14 protein-coding genes are annotated in these 22,124 nt (G+C 70.1%); 9 read left to right on the top strand and 5 right to left on the bottom strand.

Annotated elements, in window-relative coordinates; all coding sequences use genetic code 11:
* Window positions 1–609 precede the first annotated feature (609 nt).
* Window positions 610–2,355, top strand: coding sequence for a DNRLRE domain-containing protein (locus tag JHW41_RS01195; RefSeq protein WP_250448743.1), 1,746 nt, complete (start codon window positions 610–612; stop codon window positions 2,353–2,355).
* 88 nt (window positions 2,356–2,443) lie between these two features.
* On the opposite strand, the gene JHW41_RS01200 is transcribed toward JHW41_RS01195, so the two are convergent.
* Together JHW41_RS01200 and JHW41_RS01205 are read right to left on the bottom strand one after the other, a co-directional pair.
* A complete protein-coding gene (locus tag JHW41_RS01200) occupies window positions 2,444–2,908 on the bottom strand; it encodes a hypothetical protein (RefSeq protein ID WP_057949529.1) in 465 nt (154 codons plus the stop codon).
* 250 nt (window positions 2,909–3,158) lie between these two features.
* Window positions 3,159–4,646, bottom strand: a complete 1,488-nt coding sequence (locus JHW41_RS01205; RefSeq protein ID WP_250448744.1) for an alpha-L-fucosidase — start codon at window positions 4,644–4,646, stop codon at window positions 3,159–3,161.
* A gap of 240 nt (window positions 4,647–4,886) precedes the next feature.
* Here JHW41_RS01205 and JHW41_RS01210 point away from each other — a divergent pair, with 240 nt between their 5' ends.
* The 4 genes from JHW41_RS01210 (at window position 4,887) to JHW41_RS01225 (ending at window position 11,909) form a co-directional block, all read left to right on the top strand.
* Window positions 4,887–6,332, top strand: coding sequence for an alpha-L-fucosidase (locus tag JHW41_RS01210; RefSeq protein ID WP_250448745.1), 1,446 nt, complete (start codon window positions 4,887–4,889; stop codon window positions 6,330–6,332).
* Window positions 6,333–6,703: 371 nt separating this feature from the next.
* Entirely contained in the window at window positions 6,704–7,666 is a 963-nt protein-coding gene (locus tag JHW41_RS01215; RefSeq protein ID WP_057949527.1) for a TerC family protein, read from the top strand.
* A gap of 297 nt (window positions 7,667–7,963) precedes the next feature.
* The gene (locus JHW41_RS01220) at window positions 7,964–8,797 is read left to right on the top strand and encodes a DNA alkylation repair protein (protein ID WP_250448746.1); all 834 of its coding nucleotides are present in this window, start codon (window positions 7,964–7,966) and stop codon (window positions 8,795–8,797) included.
* Window positions 8,798–9,254: 457 nt separating this feature from the next.
* The gene (locus JHW41_RS01225; protein WP_250448747.1) at window positions 9,255–11,909 is read left to right on the top strand and encodes a LysM peptidoglycan-binding domain-containing protein; all 2,655 of its coding nucleotides are present in this window, start codon (window positions 9,255–9,257) and stop codon (window positions 11,907–11,909) included.
* 348 nt (window positions 11,910–12,257) lie between these two features.
* On the opposite strand, the gene JHW41_RS01230 is transcribed toward JHW41_RS01225, so the two are convergent.
* Window positions 12,258–13,262 (bottom strand): isoaspartyl peptidase/L-asparaginase family protein, encoded by a 1,005-nt coding sequence (locus tag JHW41_RS01230; RefSeq protein WP_250451337.1) that lies wholly within the window; start codon window positions 13,260–13,262, stop codon window positions 12,258–12,260.
* A 49-nt stretch (window positions 13,263–13,311) separates the two neighbouring features.
* Window positions 13,312–14,442, bottom strand: a complete 1,131-nt coding sequence (locus JHW41_RS01235) for a cyanophycinase (RefSeq protein ID WP_078997896.1) — start codon at window positions 14,440–14,442, stop codon at window positions 13,312–13,314.
* A gap of 146 nt (window positions 14,443–14,588) precedes the next feature.
* Here JHW41_RS01235 and JHW41_RS01240 point away from each other — a divergent pair, with 146 nt between their 5' ends.
* The 3 genes from JHW41_RS01240 (at window position 14,589) to JHW41_RS01250 (ending at window position 19,666) form a co-directional block, all read left to right on the top strand.
* On the top strand, window positions 14,589–15,215 hold the full coding sequence (locus JHW41_RS01240) for an RNA polymerase sigma factor (RefSeq protein ID WP_057949523.1): 627 nt from the start codon (window positions 14,589–14,591) through the stop codon (window positions 15,213–15,215).
* Complete coding sequence (locus tag JHW41_RS01245) at window positions 15,193–16,284, top strand: FecR family protein (RefSeq protein ID WP_250448748.1); 1,092 nt, start codon at window positions 15,193–15,195, stop codon at window positions 16,282–16,284. Before JHW41_RS01240 ends, JHW41_RS01245 begins: the two co-directional genes overlap by 23 nt.
* A 301-nt stretch (window positions 16,285–16,585) precedes the next feature.
* Window positions 16,586–19,666 (top strand): TonB-dependent receptor, encoded by a 3,081-nt coding sequence (locus JHW41_RS01250; protein ID WP_250448749.1) that lies wholly within the window; start codon window positions 16,586–16,588, stop codon window positions 19,664–19,666.
* Between the two features lie 1,006 nt (window positions 19,667–20,672).
* Here the strand turns inward: JHW41_RS01250 and JHW41_RS01255 are convergent.
* Window positions 20,673–21,440: a trans-aconitate 2-methyltransferase gene (locus JHW41_RS01255; protein WP_250448750.1), complete on the bottom strand. Its 768-nt coding sequence runs from the start codon at window positions 21,438–21,440 to the stop codon at window positions 20,673–20,675.
* Window positions 21,441–21,610: 170 nt separating this feature from the next.
* Between JHW41_RS01255 and JHW41_RS01260 the strand changes: the two genes are divergently transcribed.
* Window positions 21,611–22,087 carry a tetratricopeptide repeat protein gene (locus JHW41_RS01260; protein ID WP_250448751.1) on the top strand — a complete coding sequence of 159 codons (477 nt, stop codon included), beginning with the start codon at window positions 21,611–21,613 and terminating at the stop codon, window positions 22,085–22,087.
* The last annotated feature ends 37 nt before the right edge of the window (window positions 22,088–22,124 follow it).

Genomic DNA, 22,124 nt, shown 5'->3' on the forward strand with positions numbered 1-22,124 from the left:
AAGCGCCGCGCGCGTCCTGATTGCACGCAAGCTTCGCTGGACTGAAAGAGGGATGGCGCATAGCGGCGACTCCCCTCGCGCATGCGGCCCCATCGTGAAGCGGCGCGGAAAATAGCACGAATCGCAACAGACGCTTCATCGGAAAACCGGCTTTCGCGGCGCGAAAATACATACCGGCGCACGCAATGAAGCTCGAGCTGCGGATTACGCTTTAACTGCGTGCAATTCGCGCGCTAATTATGAGTAATAGACGTGCCACTCTTTCGGCCAGCTGGCTGGCGGAACCTGCTTCGGCATTGGGTGGCATCGCATGCGCAGCCCGCCGCCGCCTTACTGCCGGCGGGCGACCGCGCCGGCGGGCCGCGCGTCCGAATGCGATTGGCATCGATAAACTTCGCGGCGTTCGCGTCTTCGCGAATCGGAACGTTCGCCGAGGTTCGGCCGCAGGCCCGGGCCGAATCGCGACTTGTGACGTCCTGCGCGCTAACCCCCACCGCACCCGCGCATTGCGTCGCAATCGTGTAGCAGTTTTCCGGCCAAACTCCGCAGCCATCGCGGCCGTCGGTCGCGATCCCCGCCTTCAGCCAACTCCACCGCCGGAGACAGCCAGTGACCGCCATCGCCCCGCGCGCCCCGTTGTGCGCCGCCCTCGCCACCGCCCTGATCGGCGCCGCCGCGCTGGCGCCGGCGCACGCCGCCCAGCGCACCCTGCAACTGTCGGAAGACGCCACCCACAGCAAGCCGGTGAGCGCCGCGTCGGTGCGCGGCACGCCGCTGGCCAAGGCCGGCGCCGCCGACCGCGTCTGCGAAATCGGCGCCAAGTGGCTGCGCGTCGGCTTCAAGCAGCTCAAGCTGTCGGGCTACGACTCGCTGGTGCTGACCAGCAGCGGCGGCGACAAGCTGGTGTTCGAAGGCAAGCACTGGAACGACCGCAGCTTCACCACCCGCGCGCTGCGCGGCGAGTGCGTCGACATCCAGCCGTATTTCAGCCAGCCCGACAGCGCCTTCCAGCTCGACCGCTACGACTACAGCGCGGTCGCGCTGGACAAGGCCACGGTGGTGGTGGCCGGCGCGGGCGACATCTGCGACACCAGCGGCAACGCCTGCCAGGGCACCTCCGATCTGATCGTGTCGATCAACCCGACCGCGGTGTTCACCGCCGGCGACAACGCCTACAACAGCGGCACCCTGACCGAATACAACAACCGCTACGCGCCGACCTGGGGCCGCTTCAAGGCGCTGACCAGCCCGTCGCCGGGCAACCACGACTACAGCACCACCGGCGCCAAGGGCTATTTCGACTACTTCAACGGCAGCGGCAACCAGACCGGCCCGGCCGGCGACCGCAGCAAGGGCTACTACAGCTGGGACGTCGGCGACTGGCACTTCATCGCCCTCAACACCATGAGCGGCGGCACCGTCGCCCAGACCCAGATCGACTGGCTCAAGTCCGACCTCGCCGCCAACACCAAGCCCTGCACCGCGGCCTATTTCCACCATCCGCTGCTCAGCCGCGGCAGCTACTCCGGCTACAGCCAGGTCAAGCCGTTCTGGGACGCGCTGTACGCGGCCAAGGCCGACCTGGTGCTGGTCGGCCACGACCACAACTACCAGCGCTACGCCAAGATGGATCCGAACAAGGCCGCGGCCAGCGATGGCATCCGCCAGGTCCTGGTCGGCACCGGCGGGCGCGCGTTCTACGGCATCAGCGGCAGCCACGCGCTGCTGGAAGCCAGCAACGACAGCACCTTCGGCGTGCTCAAGCTGACCCTGACCGCGACCGGCTACACCGGCGACTTCGTACCGCGCGCCGGCAGCAGCTACACCGACCGTTTCACCGGCACCTGCAATAAGGGCAACGGCAATCCGCCGACCCAGACGCTGACCCTCAACAGCGTGCGCGACGTGACGGTGAAGTCCGGCGGCAGCCGCGACAACGGCGCCACTCTCTATGCCGACGGCAGCGACGGCGGCCAGGTGCTGCGCGGGCTGATGGGCTGGGACGTGTCCAGCGCGGCCGGCAAGACCCTCACCGCCGCGCAGGTGAAGCTGCAGGTCAGCGACCGCTCCGGCGGCACCTACGACCTGTACGCCGCGGGCGCGGCGTGGACCGAGTCCAACGCCAGCTACAGCGGCGTGGGCCTGGGCACCAAGATCGGTTCGGTCGTGCCCAACGCGACCGGCGCGCAGACCATCGCGCTCAATGCCGCGGGCCTGCAGCTGGTCAAGAACTGGGCCTCCGGCGCGGTCGCCAACAACGGCGTAGTGCTCGCGTCGAGCTCCAGCGACGGCGTGGACTGGTCCTCGCGCGAGGGCACGAACGCGCCGCAGCTGATCCTGACCTATACGCCCTGAGCGCTACGGCCGTGCGAGCCCACGGCGCAGCGGCACAAACGAAAACGCCCGCGGACCGCGCGGGCGTTTTCTTTCGCGGACGCCTCGATCAGGCGATGGCTTGCATGGCCGGACGCGCGGCATGCGTGCCCGCGCCGGCGCCGATCATCAACTTGACCGATTCCTTGATGCGCTCGGCGCCGCCGAGCTTGACCGCGGCGATCAGGCGCTCGCCGATGGTCTTGGTTTCGTCGTTGCTGCTGGCGTGCGCGCCGAGGATCGCCAGGCCCTTCTCGGTGAGGCGGTAGCGCAGCGCCACGTGCACGAACGCGACTCCGTTCAACGACTCCTTGACGCAGGCCGTGCTGCGCACGTAGCCCTCGTCGAGCAGCCATTCGAAGGTCGCGCCGCAGGCGAGCACCGCCTGCGCCATGGCTTCGCGATTGGTCGGGTCCAGGCCCGGCAGATGACGCGCCGATTCCTCGGCGTTGAAACGGGCTACGACGGGATGCTGCTCGAGCGCCGTCGCGCAGATGCGCGCGGTGGCGATGCTGAATACCTCGATGTTCTTCATGGATGACGCCCCCTGACGTCCTTGCTATTTACGAGGGCATTACGTAAAGGCCGCGTGATGAAAAATCACGAAAAATAGCGAAAAAACAAGGGTATTTTTTCGATCCGGTCCACATGAATTGTGATGCTCGGCGGTATACCCGTGACGCGGCATGACAAACTGACCCGGCGCGGCAGAAGCGTTACCCATTGCGGCAGCCGACCCGGCCGTCGCCGATCAGTTTGATGAACGGGTTTTGGCCCGGCCGCCCTCAGGATTTCGCCGGAACCAGTTCGATCACCGTGTCGATGGTATCGGCCGGCGTCCGCGGCATTGCGACCGCGAGCTCATCGCCGTCGCGGCGCACGCGCAGGGCCGCGCCGCCGTCGAGCAGACGCGCCGTCCACCGCCCCGGCGCGCGCAGCCGCAGCTCGCCATCGGACGGTCGTTCGAATACGTGCAGATACAGCCGCTCGCCGGCGGCCGTGCGCTTGGCGGTGATCCGGCCCCATGCCACCTCGCCGAGCGGATTGGCGTTGGTGGCGTAGATCGATTCGCCGTTGCGCCGCAGCCACGCGCCGATCTGCCGCAGCCGGTCGACGCTGGCCCGCGGTACGCTGCCGTCGGCCATCGGCCCGATGTTGAGCAGCAGGTTGCCGCCCTTGCTCGCGGTGTCGACTAGGTCGCGCAGCAACTCGCGCGTGGACTTCCAGTCCGTGTCCAGCGCGCTGTAGCCCCAGGTGCCGTTCATGGTCATGCACGCTTCCCAGTCCACGCCGGCCACGCCGCGCGCGGGGATGGCCTGCTCCGGCGTGGTGAAGTCGCCGTGGGCGCGGTCGAACCATTGCAGGCTGCCCTGCGGATCGTCGTAGCCGAGCGAGCGGTACAGGCGGTTGTTCATGACGATGCCGGGCTGGTCCTTGCGCACCATCGCCATCAGTTCCTGCGCGCGCCAGGTCTCGCCTTCGGCGCCGGGGTTGGAATAGTCCCACCACAGCACGTCGATCGGGCCGTAGCGCTCGACCAGTTCGCGCACCTGCGCGTGCAGGAAGTCCTGGTATTGGCGCAGGTTCGCGCGCTTGGCGTAATCCGGGTCCTGCGCGTCGCCGGCCTTTTCCAGCGGATGCGGCAGCGGGTGTTCGAGGCGGGCGAAGTCGCGGTAGGGATAGGCCGGGTGATGCCAGTCGATCACCGAGTGATACAGCCCGACCTTGAGTCCTTCGGCGCGCGCGGCTTCGACGATCTCGCGCACCAGATCGCGTCCGGTGGCGTCCTTGGCGTCGAAGTCGCTGACCGCGCTGTCGTGCAGGGCGAAACCTTCGTGGTGCTTGCTGGTGAACACCAGGTACTTGGCGCCGGCTTGTTTCGCCAGCTTGGCCCATTCGCGGGCGAAGCCGGGCTTGGGCTCGAACAACGGCAGCATCTGCCGCGCGTACTCGTCGGTGGGTACGTGGGCGTTGCGCTGGATCCATTCGGCCGAACCCTTGACCGGTTCGCCGTTCCAGCGCCCGGCCGCGCCGGAGTACAGGCCCCAGTGCACGAACAGGCCGAAACGCGCTTCGCGCCACCACCGCATGCGCGCGTCGAACGCGGCCTGCGATTCGGTCGGAGCGGCGACCGCGGGCTTGGGTACGGACGCGGCCGGCGTGGCGGCGTGGGCCGCGCCGGCGAGCGCGGCCAGGCCGGCGGCGATCAAGCCGGCCAGGAGCGGGGCGGCGACGATCCGGCTGGCGAAAGGGGCGGCGTGCAGCGGCGTCATCGGCGTTCTCCTCGAAGCGGGCCACGGCATCCCAGCAGACCGCGCGCGATGCGGTCAACCGGCGCTGCGCCGCGCGCTTTCGTTTCGCCGCCGCGCGCGCGAGTCTGCTTTCGGATTGCGCGCGATTCGCCACGCATGCGCGATGTCCAAACAAATCCAAAGCGCGACAATCGCGGCGCAACATGGCGGCGCGCGCGATCGCCACTAGACTGCCGCGATCGCCGCCGCCTTCGCATCGCCATGGACCGTCGCCGTTTCCTGCTCGCCAGTTCCGCCTGCGCGCTTTCCGCGTCCGCGCTCGCGTTGGATGCGTCCGCCGCGACTGCGCCCGCCGCCGCGACGCCGAACGGCGCGCGCCCGCGGCCGACGCCGCAGCAACTGGCGTGGCAGCGCGAGGAGCTCGCGCTGTTCGTGCACTACAGCGTCAACACCTACACCGATCGCGAATGGGGCGAGGGCGACGAAGATCCGCGCGCGTTCGCGCCGACCGATCTGGACGCGCGGCAATGGGCGCGCGCGGCCAAGGCCGGCGGCTTCCGCAGCCTGATCCTCACCGCCAAGCACCACGACGGTTTCTGCCTGTGGCCGACCGCGACCACCGCGCACAGCGTGCGCAGCAGCCCGTGGCGCGACGGCCGCGGCGACGTGGTGCGCGAGTTCGTCGAGGCCTGCCGCGGCGAGGGCCTCGGCGTGGGCTTCTATCTCTCGCCCTGGGACCGGCACGAGCCGCGCTACGGCAGCGGCCGCGCCTACGACGATTTCTACATCGCCCAACTCACCGAGCTGTTGACGGACTATGGCCCGGTGGTCGAGGTGTGGTTCGACGGCGCCAACGGCGAAGGCCCGAACGGGCGGCGCCGGGCCTACGACTGGGCGCGCATCCACCGCACCGTGCGCGCGCTGCAGCCCGATGCGGTGATCTTCTCCGACGCCGGCCCGGACGTGCGCTGGATCGGCAACGAGCGCGGCGTCGCCGGCAGCACCTGCTGGGCGACGGTGGATCCGGCGCGGGTGCCGTATCCGGGCTTCGACCGGCCGTGGGTCGGCGAGGCGCTGCAACAGGGCGATCCGCACGGCAGCGCGTGGCGGCCGGGCGAAACCGACGTGTCGATCCGGCCGGGCTGGTTCTGGCACGCGGCCGAGGACGCCAAGGTGCGCAGCGCCGACAACCTCATCGACCTGTACTGCAGTTCGGTCGGACGCAACAGCAAGCTGCTGCTCAACGTGCCGCCGACGCGCGCGGGGCGCTTCCACGACACCGACGTCGCCCGCCTCGCCGAGTTCGGCCGCAAGCGCGCGGCGCTGTTCGCCGGCGGCAACCTTCTGGCCGGCGCGCGCGTGCGCGCCAGCGGCGGCGCGGCGCCCGCGCGCGTGCTCGACGGCGACGCGGATTCGTACTGGCGCGCCGACGCGGGCGAGGCCTGGCTGGAATTCGAGTCGGGCGAACAGATCGAGTTCGACCTGCTGTGCCTGCAGGAAGCCGTCGCCGAAGGCCAGCATGTCGCCAACCACCGTTTCGAAGCCTGGCGCGACGGCGGCTGGCAGACCGTGGCCTGGGGCACGACCATCGGCTGCAAGCGCCTGGAGCGGTTCGACCCGGTGCGGGCGCGGCGGCTGCGGCTGGTGATCGAGCACGCCTACGATCTGCCGCGGATCGCGACGGTGGCTGTCTACCGCGGCGCCTGAGCGCTTGCGGGAGGCGCTTTTGTGGGAGGGCCTTCAGGCCCGACGCCTTCCTGTCAGCTCACCGCGATGTGAGACAAAAGCATCGGGCTTGAAGGCCCCCGCACAAACATCGAGCCTGAACGGCAGTTCAGCGGCAAGCGTGGTATCTTCCCCGCCAGAAGGGGAGTAGCTCCCGCTGTCGTCGCCGTCACTACGGGCTCACCGCCCCGGTGCGACAGGTGTCCGGACCGCCGAACGGTCGGCCGGATGCGAGCAAGACCTTCGCCGCAGCGGCGAAGGCATGTCTCCCGAATTCCCTCCGGACGACGCTTCGTGGCCTGCGGCCTCGAAACCGGCGCGCTTGCGCCCCCAACGTCTTGCGGGAGAGTCAAATGGAAACCATCGGCAGTCCGATGCTGTGGGGCGCGTTCGCCGCCTTCGTCGTCGTCGCGCTGCTCGTCGATCTGGTGCTGATGCGCCACGGCGGGCCGCACAAGGTCACGTTCAAGGAAGCGGCGTGGTGGAGCGTGGGCTGGATCGCCCTGGCGCTGGTGTTCAACGCCGCGCTGTGGTGGTACGTCAGCCGCGAGTCCGGCGCCGAAGTCGGCAACCGGATCGGCCTGGAGTTCCTGACCGGCTACCTCGTCGAGAAGTCGCTCGCGGTCGACAACATCTTCGTGTTCCTGATGCTGTTCACCTACTTCGCCGTGCCCGAAGAGCAGCGCCAGCGCGTGCTGGTGATCGGCATCCTCGGCGCGATCGTGCTGCGCTCGGTGCTGATCTTCGCCGGCGCGCTGCTGTTGGCGAAGTTCCACTGGGTGCTGTACGTGTTCGGAGCGTTCCTGGTGTTCACCGGCATCAAGATGCTGATGGCCGCGGGCAAGAGTCCGGACCTGGAGCAGAACCCGGTGCTCAAGTGGATGCGCGGCCACCTGCGCCTGACCGACGACTACCACGACAGCAAGCTGTCGATCGTGCGCGACGGCAAGCGCTGGTTCACCCCGCTGTTCGCGGTGATCGCGCTGATCGGCGTGACCGACGTGATCTTCGCGGTCGACTCGATCCCGGCGATCTTCGCCATCACCGCCGATCCGTTCATCGTGCTGACCTCGAACGTGTTCGCGGTGCTGGGCCTGCGCGCGATGTTCTTCCTGCTGCAGGGCATGGCCGACCGCTTCCACCTGCTGCCGTACGGGCTGGCGACGGTGCTGGTGTTCATCGGCGCCAAGATGCTGCTGATCGATATCTACAAGATCCCGATCCTGGTCTCGCTGCTGGGCGTGGCGGCGATCATCGGCACCTCGGTGGTGCTGAGCCTGGTGCGGCCGCCGAAGCCGGAGGCCGGCGGGCACTGAGGCCTTTGGTCCAGTCCCGAGCGATAGCGGGCCGCGGCGCCGATGGGTACATTGGCGTCGCGGCCCTTTTCGTTGGCGGCCGCGCCGATCCGAGGCGCCGCCATGGCCAAGAACGCGACCGCCCGAACGTCCGCCCGCGCCGCGATCGCGCCGGCGGACGCCGCGGGCGCGAAGACGCCGGCGTCGAAGCGCGGGCCGCGACGCGGTGTTGCGAACGAATCTGCTGCGAACAAGCCTGCGCTGAAGAAGCCCGCCGCGGGCAAGGCGGTGGCGAAGAAAGCCGCGACCAAGCGATCCGTGCCGAAGGCCGCGGCGAAGACCGCCACCCAGACCTCCGCGGCGATATCGGCGCCGAACCGTTCGCGAGCGACCGCACGCGCCGACGGCAAGGCCACCGCGGCCGCGCGCAAGGCCGCGCAGGCCGCGTTCGCCGCGCAACCGCTGTCGGCGCGCCTGGAGCAGGCGCTGCAGGCCCTGCGCGCCGCCGCCGACGCGCGTCACCGCGACGGCATGGCGCGCTTCGCGATCCCGAACCAGCGCGCTTTCGGCGTGCCGATGGCCCAGGTCCAGGCCGTGGCCAAGCGCCTGGGCCGCGACCGCGCGCTCGCCGCGGCGCTGTGGGACAGCGGCTGGTACGAAGCGCGCCTGCTCGCCGCCTACCTCGACGACCCGGCCGCGGTCACCGCCGCGCAGATGGACCGCTGGGCGCGCGACTTCGACAACTGGGCGGTGTGCGACACCGTCTGTTTCGCCCTGTTCGACCGCAGCCCGCTGGCCTGGCGCAAGATCGAGCAATGGGCGCGGCGCGAGGACGAGTTCGTGCGCCGCGCCGCGTTCGCGCTGCTGGCGAGCAAGAGCGTGCACGACAAGAGCGCCGGCGACGAACCGTTCCTGCGCGGCCTGGACTTGGTCGAAGCGCATGCCGGCGACGCGCGCAACTTCGTCAGGAAGGCGGTGAACTGGGCGCTGCGTTCGATCGGCAAGCGCAACGCCGCGCTGCACGCCGCGGCGCTCGCGACCGCCGCGCGCCTGGCCGCGTCCGCCGACCCGGTCGCGCGCTGGAACGGCAAGGACGCGCTGCGCGAACTCAACGGCCCGGCCACTGCGCGCCGGCTGGCACGCAAGGCCTGACCTCCGGGGCGCAACGGCATCGACGACGGAAGTTGCGATAGCGCCCTGTAGGAGCGGCGCGAGCCGCGACCGCAGGGTAGCCGGTTGCGTCGTCCCTGCGGTGTCGCGGTCGCAGCTTGCGCAGCTCCTACAGGGGGAAATTGCAGCGTCGCCGTACGTTGTGGGCCCTCTGCAGGAGCGGCCCGAGCCGCGACCGCGGGTGGCTGGTCGCGTCGTCCTGCGGTGTCGCGGTCGCAGCTTGCGCCGCTGCTGCAGGGCCCGATAGTGGCTGAACATACGCACTGCGCGCGCGTTGTGCCGGTCTTGCGAACTGCGGTCGCGCCGCGCGCAACGCTGCTGGATGCCGGTCGTCGAGGGCAGTTTCCGCCCGCATTTCCCGCCCCCTGGGGCCGCCCCCAGGCATCGCCACGGCGGCCCCGGTGCTACGGTCTGCGGGTTGAATCCCAAGGCCCCCGCCATGTCCCTCTTCAGCTTCATCGATTCGGTCGCGCGTACCGTCCAGCAGCTGGCCACGCAGCCCAAGCCGCTGCCGCCGGTGCACACCATCGCCCGCGACGAAACTCTGCCGCAGATCGCCGCGCAATACCGCGGCACGGTGCCGCAGGAGACCTTCGAACAGCAGATCAAGGACGCCAACCCGCAGGTGCTCAACTGGGAAGCGCTGTACCCGGACACGCAGATCGCGCTGCCGCCGGCCGAGCACGACGGCGCCCAGGCGCAGACCGTCGCCTACACCCAGCAGGCGCCGGACAAGACGGACAAGTCGCCGGAAGTGCAGCGCGTGGACACCGCGGTCCAGGCCGACGCCGCCCATTCCACGCCGGAAACCCGCGCCGAGCTCAAGGCCGCGGTCAAGGCCGAGATGCAGTCGCGCTACCAGGCCGAATTCGACGCCCGCCCGACCGGCGCGGTCTACGACGCCAAGACCATCGACGGCTACGGCCGCAGCATCGCCGAGCGCTACGCCGACGATCCGGCCGCGCGCGCCGGTATCGAGGCGGTGAGCAAGGACATCCGCGTCGACCACGAAGTCGAGTTCACGGTGATGGTCGCCAACGCCGGCGATCCCAAGTCGGTGGTCGCCATCCTCAAGGACCAGTGGTCGAAGATCTCGCCCGAAGCGCAGCAGCGGCTGTCGACCAGCATCGAGCTGGGCAAGCTGATCAACGAGAAAATCGAACCGTACGTGGCCGAGCCGTTCAAGGGCGTGGATTCCGGCGGCGATCCCAAGGCGCTGATGGCCCCGGCCAACGAGGCCTCGCGGCGCCTGGCCGAACTGACCGACGGCTTGCCGCCGGCGCTGGCGCAGGCCGTGGTCACCCAGAACCTCGACACGGTGCTGCGCATCACCGAGGTCAAGCCGATGTACGCCGGCGGCAACAAGTTCGGCGAAGCGACGTCCTACGCCAACATGGCCCGGGTGTACGAATCGCTCGGCGACACCGGCGACGGTCCGCGCCTGCGTTCGGACCTCGCCGCCAGCTACGTCGGCCATTCCGGCGACTGGCGCGGGCAGGGCTATCCGTTCTCCGAGAACATCTCCAATGCGATACGCGACGGCGTCGGTCCCGGACTGGCGCTGGAGATGGCCAGGCAACTGCAGGGCAAGGGCGAGAACGAACTGGCCGGCGTGTTCCTGCGCGGCGTGAGCCATGGCGCGGAGCTGCTGCAACAGCGCATCGAGGGCAACCTCGGCCAGTACAAGGAGATGATGGGCGAGCTGGCGCGCCTGCTGAAGTATTCCGAAGGCCTGCCGCCGGACAAGTTGAACAAGGCGGTCAACGACTACCTCGCCGCCAAGGGCAAGGACGATCCGGACTGGCTGAGCAAGTACCAGAAACTGGAGAAGGACCTGGCCGCCGACGGGCGCCTGCTGCAGGAAACGCTGGGCGGCCTGAACGCGCTGCCGGCGCAAGTGAAGGCGACCAACCCGGAGTTGATGGACACGATCAAGTCCATCGCCAACGACGACGACACCCTGCAGGCCTTCGGCCTGGCCGCCGGTAGCGACGACCGCTTCCTGGTCGGCGAGAACGCCGATTCGACCGCGGCGCTGTTCGACGCGACCAAGGTCTCCAAGGAAGGCGCCGAGTACCTGAAGCGGCTCGCCAGCCAGGCGATCAACCAGAACGCGATGAATGTGTTCGCCGGCGTCGATCCGGACAACCCGGCCAGCGTCGCCGACGGCAAGACCCGGCTGGAGGCGATGAGCCGGCAGTACTCCGGCGCGCTCGGCGCCGATGCCGAACAGTACCGCCGCGCGATCGGCGAACTGGAGAAACTGCTGGACGTGCCCGCCGGCGATACCCAGGCGATGGCGACCCAGCTCAACAAGTTCCACACCGAACTGCAGGGCATCGAGGGCTTCGGCGCCAAGCAGCCGGCCGGCATCACCTTCCGCGCGCTTGGCGTGGCCGCGGCCGGCCTGGCTTTCGGCAAGTCCACCGCCGACGCCATCTCCGATCCGACCTGGGCCAACCAGATCGCCGCGTTCGGCGACGCGGCCGGCCTGGTCAAGGACGCGCGCGACCTGCTGACCAACCCCGCCGCGCAGGCGGTGGACCGCAACTCGCCGGCGGCGATGGAAGCGCTGGAAAGCGGGCTCAAGCGCTTCGAGAACGTCAACAAGGTGCTCGGCGTGGTGTCGGCGGTGGGCGACGTGGCCAAGCTGGTCGATGCGCTGCTGTCCGACCGTCCGCTCAAGGGCGTGGAAGCCGGCCTGTACGGCCTGGGCGCGACCGGCACCGTGATCATGGCGGTGTCGACCGGCCCGGTCGGCGCGCTGGTCGGCTCGGTGATGATCGGCGTGTCGGTGTTCGGCCAGTCCGCGCTCGGCGATTACCGCGACAAGCAGGGCAAGGTCGAGGGCTCGATGAAGTTCCTGCAGAACGCCGGCTTCGACGCCGACGCCGCGGCGGTGCTCAGCGACCAGGGCGAGGACGAATACTACCTGTCGATCCCGACGGTGCCGTTGATCATGCAGGCCGCGCGCGACGACCGCATCGGCGCCGGCCGCCCGCTGGAAGGGCAGGCGGCGATCGACTACATCAACGAGATGCCGCGCGACAAGCTGCAGGTGATGGTCAACCAGTTGCGGATGGCCAATCGCTGAGGCTGTAGTGGCTGCGTCGTAGTTGCGGCGTCGCGGTCGCGGCTTGCGCCGCTCCTACAGGGGGGGTTGCGGCTGTGTCGGGGCGTGCCGTGAGTTTTTCCCGCTGCGATGCAAGCGGCGGATGCTCCCTGTAGGAGCGGCGCGAGCCGCGACCGCGGGGTGGCCGGTCGCGACGTATCCGCGGCGGCGCGGTCGCGACTTGCGTCGCTCCTACAGGGGGAATCGAGGCCGCGTCGAAGTGTGCGCTGAGTTTTCCGGCTGCGATGCAAGCGGCGGATGCTCCCTGTAGGAGCGGCGCGAGCCGCGACCGCGGAGTAGCCGGTCGCGTCGCATCCGCGGCGTCGCGGCTCAGCGCGCCGCCGGCTCGGCCAGCTTCTCGTCCTTGAACAGCGCGACGTGCGGTACGCCGTCGGCGCCGATCCAGCCGCGGTACATGCCTTCGGTGTTGAACGGCAGGGCGAAGTCGCCGTTGGCGCCGAGCACGATCGCGCCGCCGTCGCCGCCGGCGGCGGGGATGTCGCGGTCGATCACGCCCTCGGCGGCTTCGCGCACGCTCTGGCCGGCGTAGCGCATGCGCGCGCAGATCTCGTGCGCGGCCACCGCGCGGATGTAGTACTCGCCCCAGCCGGTGCCCGACACCGCGCAGCGCGCGTCGGCGTAGGTGCCGGCGCCGATGATCGGCGAATCGCCGACGCGGCCGTAGCGCTTGTTGGTCATGCCGCCGGTGGAGGTGCCGGCGGCGAGGCGGCCCTGGGCGTCGAGCGCGACCGCGCCGACGGTGCCGAAGTGCTTGGCGGTCTCGATGTCCTCGTGGGCCTGGCCGGACGCCTCTTCCTTGAGCGCCTTCTGCAGCTGCTGCCAGCGCTTCTCGGTGCGGAAGTAGGACTGTTCGACCAGGGTCACGCCGGCCTCCTTGGCGAAGACCTCGGCGCCGTCGCCGACCAGCATCACGTGCTTGGATTTCTCCATCACCGCGCGCGCCAAGGTCACCGGGTTCTTGACCCGGTGCACGCCGGCGACCGCACCGGCGCGGCCGCTGGCGCCGTCCATCACCGCCGAATCGAGTTCGTTCTTGCCGTCGTGGGTGAACACCGCGCCGCGCCCGGCGTTGAACATCGGCGCGTCTTCCAACACCACGATCGCCGCGGTCACCGCGTCCAGCGCCGGCTTGCCGGCGGCGAGCGCGGCGTGGCCGGCGCGCAATGCGTTTTCCAGCGCCGCGCGCGCGTCCTTCTGGTCCTGCTCGCTGAGGCCGGCGCGCTCGACGCCGGCGCCGCCGTGGATCACCAGCACGGGCTTGGGCGAGGCGGGCTTGGCCGCATCCGCGGCCCATGCGGCCGGCGCGAGCGCCATCGATCCCAGCAAGGCGGCGCAGCAAGCGCCACGCAGATCAAGGTGCAGCTTACGGCGCAACCAGTTCGTCATCATCGGCTCCATAGGACAGGTTCGGCAGCCGCAGGCCCTCGCGCGCGGCGTCGCCGTCGGCGGGGTCCTCGCGCAGGATCAGCTGCCCGGATTCGACATCATAAAGCTCGACGAACGCCGGCCGCTCGACCTTGAAATCGCGCATGCGCAAGGCGCTGCCTTCGCCGATGCCGATCACCGGCACCGCGCGCTGGCTCAGCGGCTCGCCCTGGGCGAACACCCGCGCCGGCTGGCGCGGCTTGACCAGCCAGACCTTGCCGCCGTTGCCGCTGAACACGCTGCCTTCGCCGTGCGCGTCGATGCACAGCGCGGTGTATTCGTCCACGCCCAGGCCGACCAGATCGTGGCGGCCGTGTTCCTTCGACAGCCGCGCCAGGAACGCGATCAGCCGGCCCAGGCGCTGGCGCTTGCCGAAGTGGCTGTCGGTGACGACGTTGTGCAGGTACGGCAGGTGCAGGAAGTCGTCGACCATGGTCAGCTTCGGCCCGGCCGGATCGTCGAGCGCGGTCTGCGAGACCACGCTGCCGCCGTCCATCGCGCCGTACGAATACGCGCCGAGGATCGCCAGCCCCGCGCTGGTGCCGCCGATCGGCTTGCCCGCGCGCACGTGCGCGTCGAGCGCGCGCGCCAGCGGCGTGTCCTTCCAGAAGCGCACGTAGCGCGATTGGTCGCCGCCGGCGATGAAGATGCCGTCGGCCTGGCGGACGATGTCGAGCACCTGCGGGTCGCTGGCGGCGCGGCGGTCCTGGAACACCAGGGTCTGCGCGCCGGTGATGCCGCCGATGTCGTCGAAGAATTCGTTCTGCGCCTCGACCGTGCCGGACGCGCGCAGGATCACGATGCGGCCGTGGCCGGCGCGCTCGACCATCCAGGCGAAGGCCTCGCGCGGCCAGTCGCCGCCGCCGACCAGCATCAGCCCGGCGCGGGTCGGCTGCGGGCGCGGCGCGTCGAGGCGGCCGATTTCGTAATAGCGATAACCGTCGCGTTGCGCGGGGTCGGCGCCGCCGGCGGGCGCCTGCGCGTACGCGCCCAGCGTCGCGCAGGCCAGCCCCGCGGCCAGCCACAGCCCCGCCAGCGTCTTGCGCCGCAACGCGGACAGGGACCACATCGACGAACTGCGCATCGCACGCTCTCCGAATCGGGATCTTTACATCACGACGAAGCAGGGAGGCGCGATCCCCCATCGACGATCGCCGCGCGCGCGGCCGGCGCCAGAGTGGTGCGCCGCGCGCGGGGCTGGGCTAATGTCCGCGCATGGACACCGATCTGGACGCGTGGTTCGCCGCCGACATCCTGGTGCACGAGGCGGCGCTGGTGCAGTACCTGCGCCGGGTGTGGCCGCATCCGGACGAGATCCACGACCTGCGCCAGGAAGTCTATGTGCGCGTCTACGAGGCGGCCGGCAAGGCCCGCCCGCACCAGCCCAAGCCGTTCCTGTTCGCCACCGCGCGCCACCTGATGACCGACCGGCTGCGCCGCGGCCGGGTGGTGTCGATCGAGCCGGTGGGTGATTTCGAGTCCTTGAACGTCCTAATAGACGAGTGCTCGCCCGAGCGCCGGCTCGGCGCGCGCCAGAACCTGCGCCGCCTGGCCGAGGCCTTCGACCGCCTGCCGCAGCGCTGCCGCGAGGCGGTGTGGCTGCGCCGGGTCGAGGAACTGCCGCAGAAACAGGTGGCGCAGCGCATGGGCATCACCGAGAAGACCGTGGAGAAGCAGATCGCCAAGGGCATGCGCCTGCTGGCCGAGCACTATTTCGGCGGCGAGGCGCAGGCGGACGGGGCGGGTGCGCAAGGCCGGGCGCGGCGCGAGGCGGCGCACCCGTCCGCGACGGACGAAGGCACGCACGGACAGGACGGACATGGCAGGAAGCAGGGAGATTGAACAAACCGCCGCGCAGTGGCTGGCCCGTCGCGACAGCGGCGATTGGCCGGCCGCCGCGCAGGCCGAATTCGAGGCCTGGCTGGCGCGCGCGACCGCGCACCGGGTCGCGTTCGTGCGCCTGCAGGCGGCGTGGCGGCAGGCCGGGCGCTTGCAGGCGCTGGCCGCCGGCGAAGGCGGCGTGCCCGCGCGCGCCGCGTGGGACGAGGTCGCGCCGCCGCGCGCGCCGTTTACGAGCGCTGACGCAGGCGCTGACGTGGGCGAGGATCGCGACCGCGCCGCGCCGCCGCGCGCCGATGCGCTGACGTTCCAGCCGCGGCGCGAGCCGGCGCGGGCGTCGCGCTGGCCCTTCGCCGCCGCCGCCGCGGTCGCCGTTCTGGCGGTCGGGCTGGGCTGGGGCTGGCTGCATTACGGCGCGACCGAGCGCGCCAGTTACCGCACCGCCTTGGGCGCGACCGACGAAGTGGCGCTGGCCGACGGCTCGCGCGCCACCCTCAGCAGCGACAGCCGGATCGAGGTGGCGCTGTCGGGCGCGCGGCGCCGGGTCGAGCTGGCCCAGGGCGAGGCCTTCTTCGACGTGGCCAAGGACCCGGGCCGGCCGTTCGCGGTCGAAGCCGGCGCGCGCCGGGTGGTCGCCGTGGGCACCCATTTCTCGGTCCGCCGCGACGGCGCCGACCTGCGCGTGGTGGTCACCGAGGGCACGGTGCGGCTGGAATCCGAACCGGTCGGCGGCCACCCGCAGCCGACCACGCTGCTGCCGGCCGGCAGCATCGCCCTGGCCGGGCCCAACGGCGTGCTGGTGCGCAGCGTGGCGGTCGAGGAGGCCGAGCGCTATGTCGATTGGCGCCACGGCTTCCTGGTGTTCCGCGACACCCCGTTGGCGCAGGCCGCGGCCGAATTCAACCGCTACAGCGCGCGCAAGCTGGTGATCGCCGACACCGCCGCGGGCGAGTTGCGCGTCGGCGGGAATTTCCGCTGGTCGAACGCGGAGATGTTCGTCGGCCTGCTGGAACAGGCGATGCCGGTGCGGGCGGAGCGGCTGCCGGACCGGATCGTGCTGCACAGCCGCTGAGGGCGGCCCGGGTCGGCCGCAGTCGTGGACCGGCCATCGTGGGAAGGCCTTCAGGCCCGACGCTGTTGCGCCGGGTCGCGGCCGAGCCACTCGAAGCTTCGGGCCTGAAGGCCCGAGCCTCCGGCCGGTTCGCTGCGTCGGAGCGAAAAGCTTCGGGCCTGAAGGCCCTCCCACAAAAGCCGGGCAGACTATGCCCCCCGCAGCCCCGGCCCAGCCGCCGCCGCATGCGGGATTTGCCGACTTCGTTCGTCTGACATACACAACGGCGCCGTACGAGCGCCGATGGGGAGAGGGGAAACCAATGGTGCGAGCTGTGCGTGGTGTGCGTGTGCTGCTGTTGGCGCTGGCCTGTTCGGCCGCCTTGTCCGCCCAGGCGCAGGGGGCGCCGGCGCGGGTCGACATTCCCGCCGGCGACCTGTCGGCCGCGCTGGACGCGCTGGCGCGCCAGTCCGGCGCCCAGTTCGTCTACTCCGCCGACCAGCTGCGCGGCCTGCGCACCGGCGGCGTCAGCGGCACGATGGCGGCCGGCGACGCGCTCGACCGGCTGCTGCGCGGCAGCGGTTTCGTCGCCCGCCGCGATCCGTCCGGCGGCCTGGTCATCGTCCAGGACGCGGCCGCGGCCAAGCCCGCCGCGGCCGCGCCGCGCGCGCCGGCGACCAGCGGCGGCGCCTCGCCGGAACCGCCGGCGGCGACCGACCTGGAGACCATCCAGGTCACCGGCTCGCGCATCCCGCGCGCGCAGATCGAGGGCCCGGCGCCGGTCACGGTGATGACCGCGCAGGAGATCAAGGCCAACGGCTTCACCACCGTGCCCGACGTGCTGCGGGCGATGACCCAGAACGGCGGCGAGACCCAGAGCCAGCAGTCCGCCAGCGGCGCCGACTTCTCGCCCGGCGCGCAGCAGGTCGACCTGCGCGGCCTCGGCCCCAACCACACCCTGGTGCTGGTCAACGGCCGCCGCATCGCCGACTTCCCGATGCCGTTCAAGGGCCGCAGCAACTTCACCGACATCTCCAACATCCCGCTGGGCATGGTCGAGCGGATCGAGATCCTGACCGGCAGCGCCTCGGCCATCTACGGCTCGGACGCGATCTCCGGCGTGGTCAATTTCATCCTCAAGAAGCAGGCCGACGGCACCACCGTCGACGTGCGCATGGGCGACGCCACCCGCGGCGGCGCCGAGTCGTTCGACCTGAGCGTGTCCAGCGGCTACAGCAACGACCGCTTCACCGCGATCTACGGCGCCGAGATCGTCGTGCAGAACCCGCTGTGGGCCTACGACCGTTCGCGCCAGGACTCGACCCTGGACGGCCCCAGCGCGGGCAGCCGCGCGCCGCGCCGCACCTTCCTGCGCACCAACTGGTACGACGAATACCTCGACCCGGAAGGCGCCTGCGACGGCGTCGCCGCGCTCAACGGCGGCAACACCTATCGCGCCTCGCGCCCGGGCTACGGCGTCGACGGCGAGGACGGCTATTACTGCGGCAGCGACCGTTCGATCGGCTACGGCACCATCTTGAGCAAGCGCCGCGGGCTCAACGCCTACGGCTCGCTGAGCTACCGCTTCGACAACGACGTGGAATGGTTCGCCGACCTGCAGTTGGGCTACCACGAGCTGTCGATGTTCCGCGACGTGACCCAGTGGGTGTACCAGCGTCCCGACGGCGACGAGAGCGGTTATTTCTTCAACCGCGCCACCGACCAGCTCGAATACTGGCAGCGCCAGTTCACGCCCGAGGAAATGGGCGGGCTCAACAACGGCGACATCCGCACCCGGCAGAAGACCTTCAGCCTGACCACCGGCTTCAAGGGCCGGTGGGGCGCGAACTGGGATTGGGAAACCGCGCTGAGCCATTCGCAGTACCAGTCCACGATCAGCTGGCCGCAGATCGTCGCGGCCAAGGCCAACGCGCTGTTCCTCGGCCCGCAACTGGGCACCGACGACGACGGCTACCCGATCTTCGACGCCGATCCCTCGCGCCTGTACCGGCCGCTGAGCCGCGCCGAATACGACTCGATCGCCGCGCGCACCGTGTACCAGCCCAAGTCGCGCACCGACACGCTGTCGCTGACCTTCACCAACACCGAGCTGTTCCAGATGCCGGCCGGCGCGGCCGGTTTCGCCGGCACCGTCGAGGCGGGCAATCAGAGCTACGACCTGCGTCCGGACCCGCTGGCCACGCAGTACTACTACTACAGCTGGCGCGACTCCAACGGCCGCGGCAGCCGCGACCGCTGGGCCGCGGCCGGCGAGCTGCGCCTGCCCTTGTTCGAGCGGCTGAACCTCAGCGTCGCCGGCCGTTACGACCAATACCGCTACGGCGGCGGCAGCATCGACAAGTTCACCTACAGCGCCGGCCTGGAATGGCGGCCGCTGGACACGCTGCTGCTGCGCGGCTCCTACGGCACCGCGTTCCGCGCGCCGGACCTGCATTACGTGTTCGCCGGCGAAGGCAACAGCGAATCGGCGGCGATCGACTACTACCGCTGCCGCAGCGAAGAGCCGGGCGTGGACTACGCCGACTGCAGCTATTCCGACGAGAGCCTGATCGTCACCCGGCGCGGCAACCGCAAGCTCGATCCGGAGACCAGTACCTCGTGGACCGCCGGCGTGGTCTGGTCGCCGCTGGCGAACCTGGACTTCTCGCTGGACTACTACGACATCGACCTGCGCCATCAGGTGCAGGACCTGCGCGCCGACAGCGTGCTGCAGGACGAAGCCGACTGCCGCCTGGGCCAGCGTCCCGACGGCACCCCGGTGAGCGCGGGTTCGCCGACCTGCGTGGACGCGCTGGCGCGGGTGGTGCGCAGCGCCGACGGCCGCCTGTACGGCACCTACGTCAACCCGATCAACATCGCCCGCGAGCGCACCAACGGCGTCGACTTCACCGCGCGCTGGCGCTGGGAGACCGCGGCCGGCGTGTTCCGCTTCAGCGGCAACTACAGCTGGGTGCGCGAGCACGAGAGCCAGCAGTACGCCGGCGACCGGGTCGAGGACCAGTTCGCGATCAACAGCGGCTTCGACATCCCGCGCAGCAAGGCCAGCGCCAGCGTGAGCTGGGAGCGCGACCGCTGGACCGCGACCGTGCACGGCGAGCGCCTGGGCAAGCTGCCCAACTACGATTCCTACAACGAGGCCTACGATCCCGAAGAGGGCGGCAGCCCGTGGATCGGCGCGACCTACCGCTACAACCTGTCGTTGCAGTACCGCTTCACCGACCACAACCAGCTGTCGGTATCGGTGACCAACCTGTTCGACAAGATGCCGCCGAAGGACGCGAGCTACACCGGCTATCCGTATTACGACGTGTCCTGGTTCGATGCGTTGGGGCGTCAGGTGTTCGTGCAGTACACGCACAAGTTCGGCGGGGCGGCGTTGTAAGCGCGCGACCGGCGCGGGTGTCGCCCGCACCGAGGGATTCAGGGTTTGGCCTCTCGCCACAGGGATGGTGGCGAGGGGCTTTTTTATGGGCGATGGGTAAGCGGCTGTTCCCAGCGCGCCGTCGTTCCGGCGAAAGCCGGAATCCATTTTTGCCCTTGCCGTTGCCCTTGCCTTTGCTGTTGCCGTTCTGGCCCTCGCCTGAGGCGTATGCCCCGCAGACCCGGAGGGCGCGCGCATGGATGCGCGCGTGCGCCGTAGGGGCATGGATGCCCCTTACGGTGCATCCCCGCGCAAGGCGCTGGACCTAGTGGCTTGTGACCTTAAACAAGCGTTTTTCTTTGGCTACTTTCTTTTGTCGCGCTGACAAAAGAAAGTAGCTCGGCCGCTTGCGGACGAAAGCTTTTGATGGTGGCTTGTCGTCGCGCGACACATCGATAACGGCGAAAGCAACAGCAAAGTCAACATGGGTTCCGGCTTTCGCCGGAATGACGGACGTGGGGTTGCGTATCCGACTGTAGGAGCGGCGCGAGCCGCGACCGCGCCAACGCAACTACGATGAAACTTTCGCCATCGCTGCGATGGCGCGGTCGCGGCTTGCGCCGCTCCTACAGAGGGCGTGCCGCGGTGGGGTTCGTCTTTGCGTGTGCGTACTTGTGACGACAAGCGATCATCAAGAGCTTCCGTCCGCAAGCGGCCGGGTCACTTTCTTTGTCTTAAGCCACAAAGAAAGTAACCAAAGAAAAGGCCTTATCTTTTTCGGATCAAGAGCCACTATGGCTCGCAGCGGCGCGGGGCCGCGCCATAAGGGGCATCCTGCCCCATGGCGCGCGTGCGCATCCATGCGCACGCCCTCCGGGGCTGCGGGACGACGGCTTCGGGCTTGGGAGCGAGCACGAGCAGCGGCAACCGCCACGGCAACAGCAGGAGCAAAATGGATTCCGGCTTCCGCCGGAATGACGAGGACGAGAACGAGGTAGGCCGGAGGTGATCTGCGCGGGTGCGAGCTTCACTCCGGCGTGCGCGCCACCACGAAGATGCGCCGGAACTCGAACCAGGTCGTGCCGTCGCTACGCGGCGGATACGCCTCGTCCAGCATCGCCGCCAGCTCGGCGCGGAAGCGTTGCCAGTCGTGCGCGCTCAACGCCGCCTTGACCGGCCGCAGCGCGGTGCCGGTGATCCACTCCAGCACCGCGTTCTCGCCGTGCAGGCGCTGGGTGTAGCTGGTTTCCCAGGCGTCGACCTGGCAGCCCAGCCGCGCCAGCCGTTCGGCGTACTCGGTCGGCGCGTCGACCGCGCCTTCGTCGCGCAGGCCGATGGCGCCGAGTGTGTCGGCCCAGCCGGCGCTCGCCGCGAGCCGGCGCGTCAGCGCGTGCGAGGGGGCGTCGAAGTTGCCCGGCACCTGGATCGCGATCCACGCGCCCGCCGGCAGTTCGCGCACCCAGCGCTGCAACAGTTCGCGGTGTTCGGGCACCCACTGCAGCACGGCGTTGGAGATCACCACGTCGGTGTCGGGCTTGGGCGTCCAGTCGCGCACGTCGAGCAACTGGGCATCGAGGCCGGCCTGGCGCGCGGCGGCGACCATCTCCGGCGAATTGTCGCTCGCCTCCAGCGCCGCCTGCGGCCAGCGCTGGGCCAGCGCCGCGGTCAGGTTGCCGGGGCCGCAACCCAGGTCGACGACCCGGCGCGGCTCGCGCGCGCCGATGCGCGCGGTGAGGTCGAAGAACGGTCGGCCGCGCAGGTCGGCGAAGTCGAGGTACTTGGCGGGGTCCCACATGGCGCGGCTCCAGGCGAAGAACGACTGTCGGCACTATAGGACCGGCGCCGGTGCGGGACTGTGCAGGCCGTGGCCGCATCGGCGCGCGCGCCGGTAGACTGCGTGCGCGCCGCGCCGGCGCGTTGGTCCGGCCCGCGCGAGCCTCCCGCCCGTGTCATGAACGAGCCCGCATGAATCCCTCAGAACAATGCCAGCGCGCCCGCGCCCTGGTCGGCCAGGGCCGCACCGACGAAGCGCTGCAACTGTACGACCGCGTCCTCGAAGCGTTCCCCGACCACGCCCCCGGCTATGCCGACCGCGGCACTACCCACGCGATGCTCGGCGCGCACGAGCGGGCCCTGAGCGACCTGGAGCGGGCGATGGCGATGGGGCTGCGCGACGGCTGGCTGCTGACCACGTACGCCTCGGTGTTGCTGGCGCTGCGCCGTTTCGACGAGTCGCTGCGCTGCTTCGACCTGGCCATCGAGCTGGAACCCGGCCACCCCTTCGCCTACAACAACCGCGCGACCTTGCACATCGAGCGCGGCGATCACGCCGCCGCCATCGCCGACCTGGAGCGCTGCCTGGATTTCGGGCCCGACGAGGCGACCCGGCAGATGCTCGAACGGCGCCTGCAGGGCGTGCGGGCCTCGCTGGCTAAGACGTAACCCGGCGCCGGGGCGCCTGCCCCCGCAACGGGGTAGG

Origin of the sequence: Lysobacter enzymogenes (genome assembly GCF_023617245.1) — a bacterium.
Classification (GTDB): Bacteria; Pseudomonadota; Gammaproteobacteria; order Xanthomonadales; family Xanthomonadaceae; genus Lysobacter; species Lysobacter yananisis.

What these genes read in the sequence shown, in the direction of transcription:
- JHW41_RS01200 (WP_057949529.1), bottom strand. Translation starts at nt 2,908, where the DNA reads ATGAAGAACATCGAGGTATTCAGCATCGCCACCGCGCGCATCTGCGCG.
- JHW41_RS01205 (WP_250448744.1), bottom strand. Translation starts at nt 4,646, where the DNA reads ATGACGCCGCTGCACGCCGCCCCTTTCGCCAGCCGGATCGTCGCCGCC.
- JHW41_RS01210 (WP_250448745.1), top strand. Translation starts at nt 4,887, where the DNA reads ATGGACCGTCGCCGTTTCCTGCTCGCCAGTTCCGCCTGCGCGCTTTCC.
- JHW41_RS01215 (WP_057949527.1), top strand. Translation starts at nt 6,704, where the DNA reads ATGGAAACCATCGGCAGTCCGATGCTGTGGGGCGCGTTCGCCGCCTTC.
- JHW41_RS01225 (WP_250448747.1), top strand. Translation starts at nt 9,255, where the DNA reads ATGTCCCTCTTCAGCTTCATCGATTCGGTCGCGCGTACCGTCCAGCAG.
- JHW41_RS01230 (WP_250451337.1), bottom strand. Translation starts at nt 13,262, where the DNA reads ATGGCGCTCGCGCCGGCCGCATGGGCCGCGGATGCGGCCAAGCCCGCC.
- JHW41_RS01235 (WP_078997896.1), bottom strand. Translation starts at nt 14,442, where the DNA reads ATGTGGTCCCTGTCCGCGTTGCGGCGCAAGACGCTGGCGGGGCTGTGG.
- JHW41_RS01240 (WP_057949523.1), top strand. Translation starts at nt 14,589, where the DNA reads ATGGACACCGATCTGGACGCGTGGTTCGCCGCCGACATCCTGGTGCAC.
- JHW41_RS01245 (WP_250448748.1), top strand. Translation starts at nt 15,193, where the DNA reads ATGGCAGGAAGCAGGGAGATTGAACAAACCGCCGCGCAGTGGCTGGCC.
- JHW41_RS01250 (WP_250448749.1), top strand. Translation starts at nt 16,586, where the DNA reads ATGGTGCGAGCTGTGCGTGGTGTGCGTGTGCTGCTGTTGGCGCTGGCC.
- JHW41_RS01255 (WP_250448750.1), bottom strand. Translation starts at nt 21,440, where the DNA reads ATGTGGGACCCCGCCAAGTACCTCGACTTCGCCGACCTGCGCGGCCGA.
- JHW41_RS01260 (WP_250448751.1), top strand. Translation starts at nt 21,611, where the DNA reads ATGAATCCCTCAGAACAATGCCAGCGCGCCCGCGCCCTGGTCGGCCAG.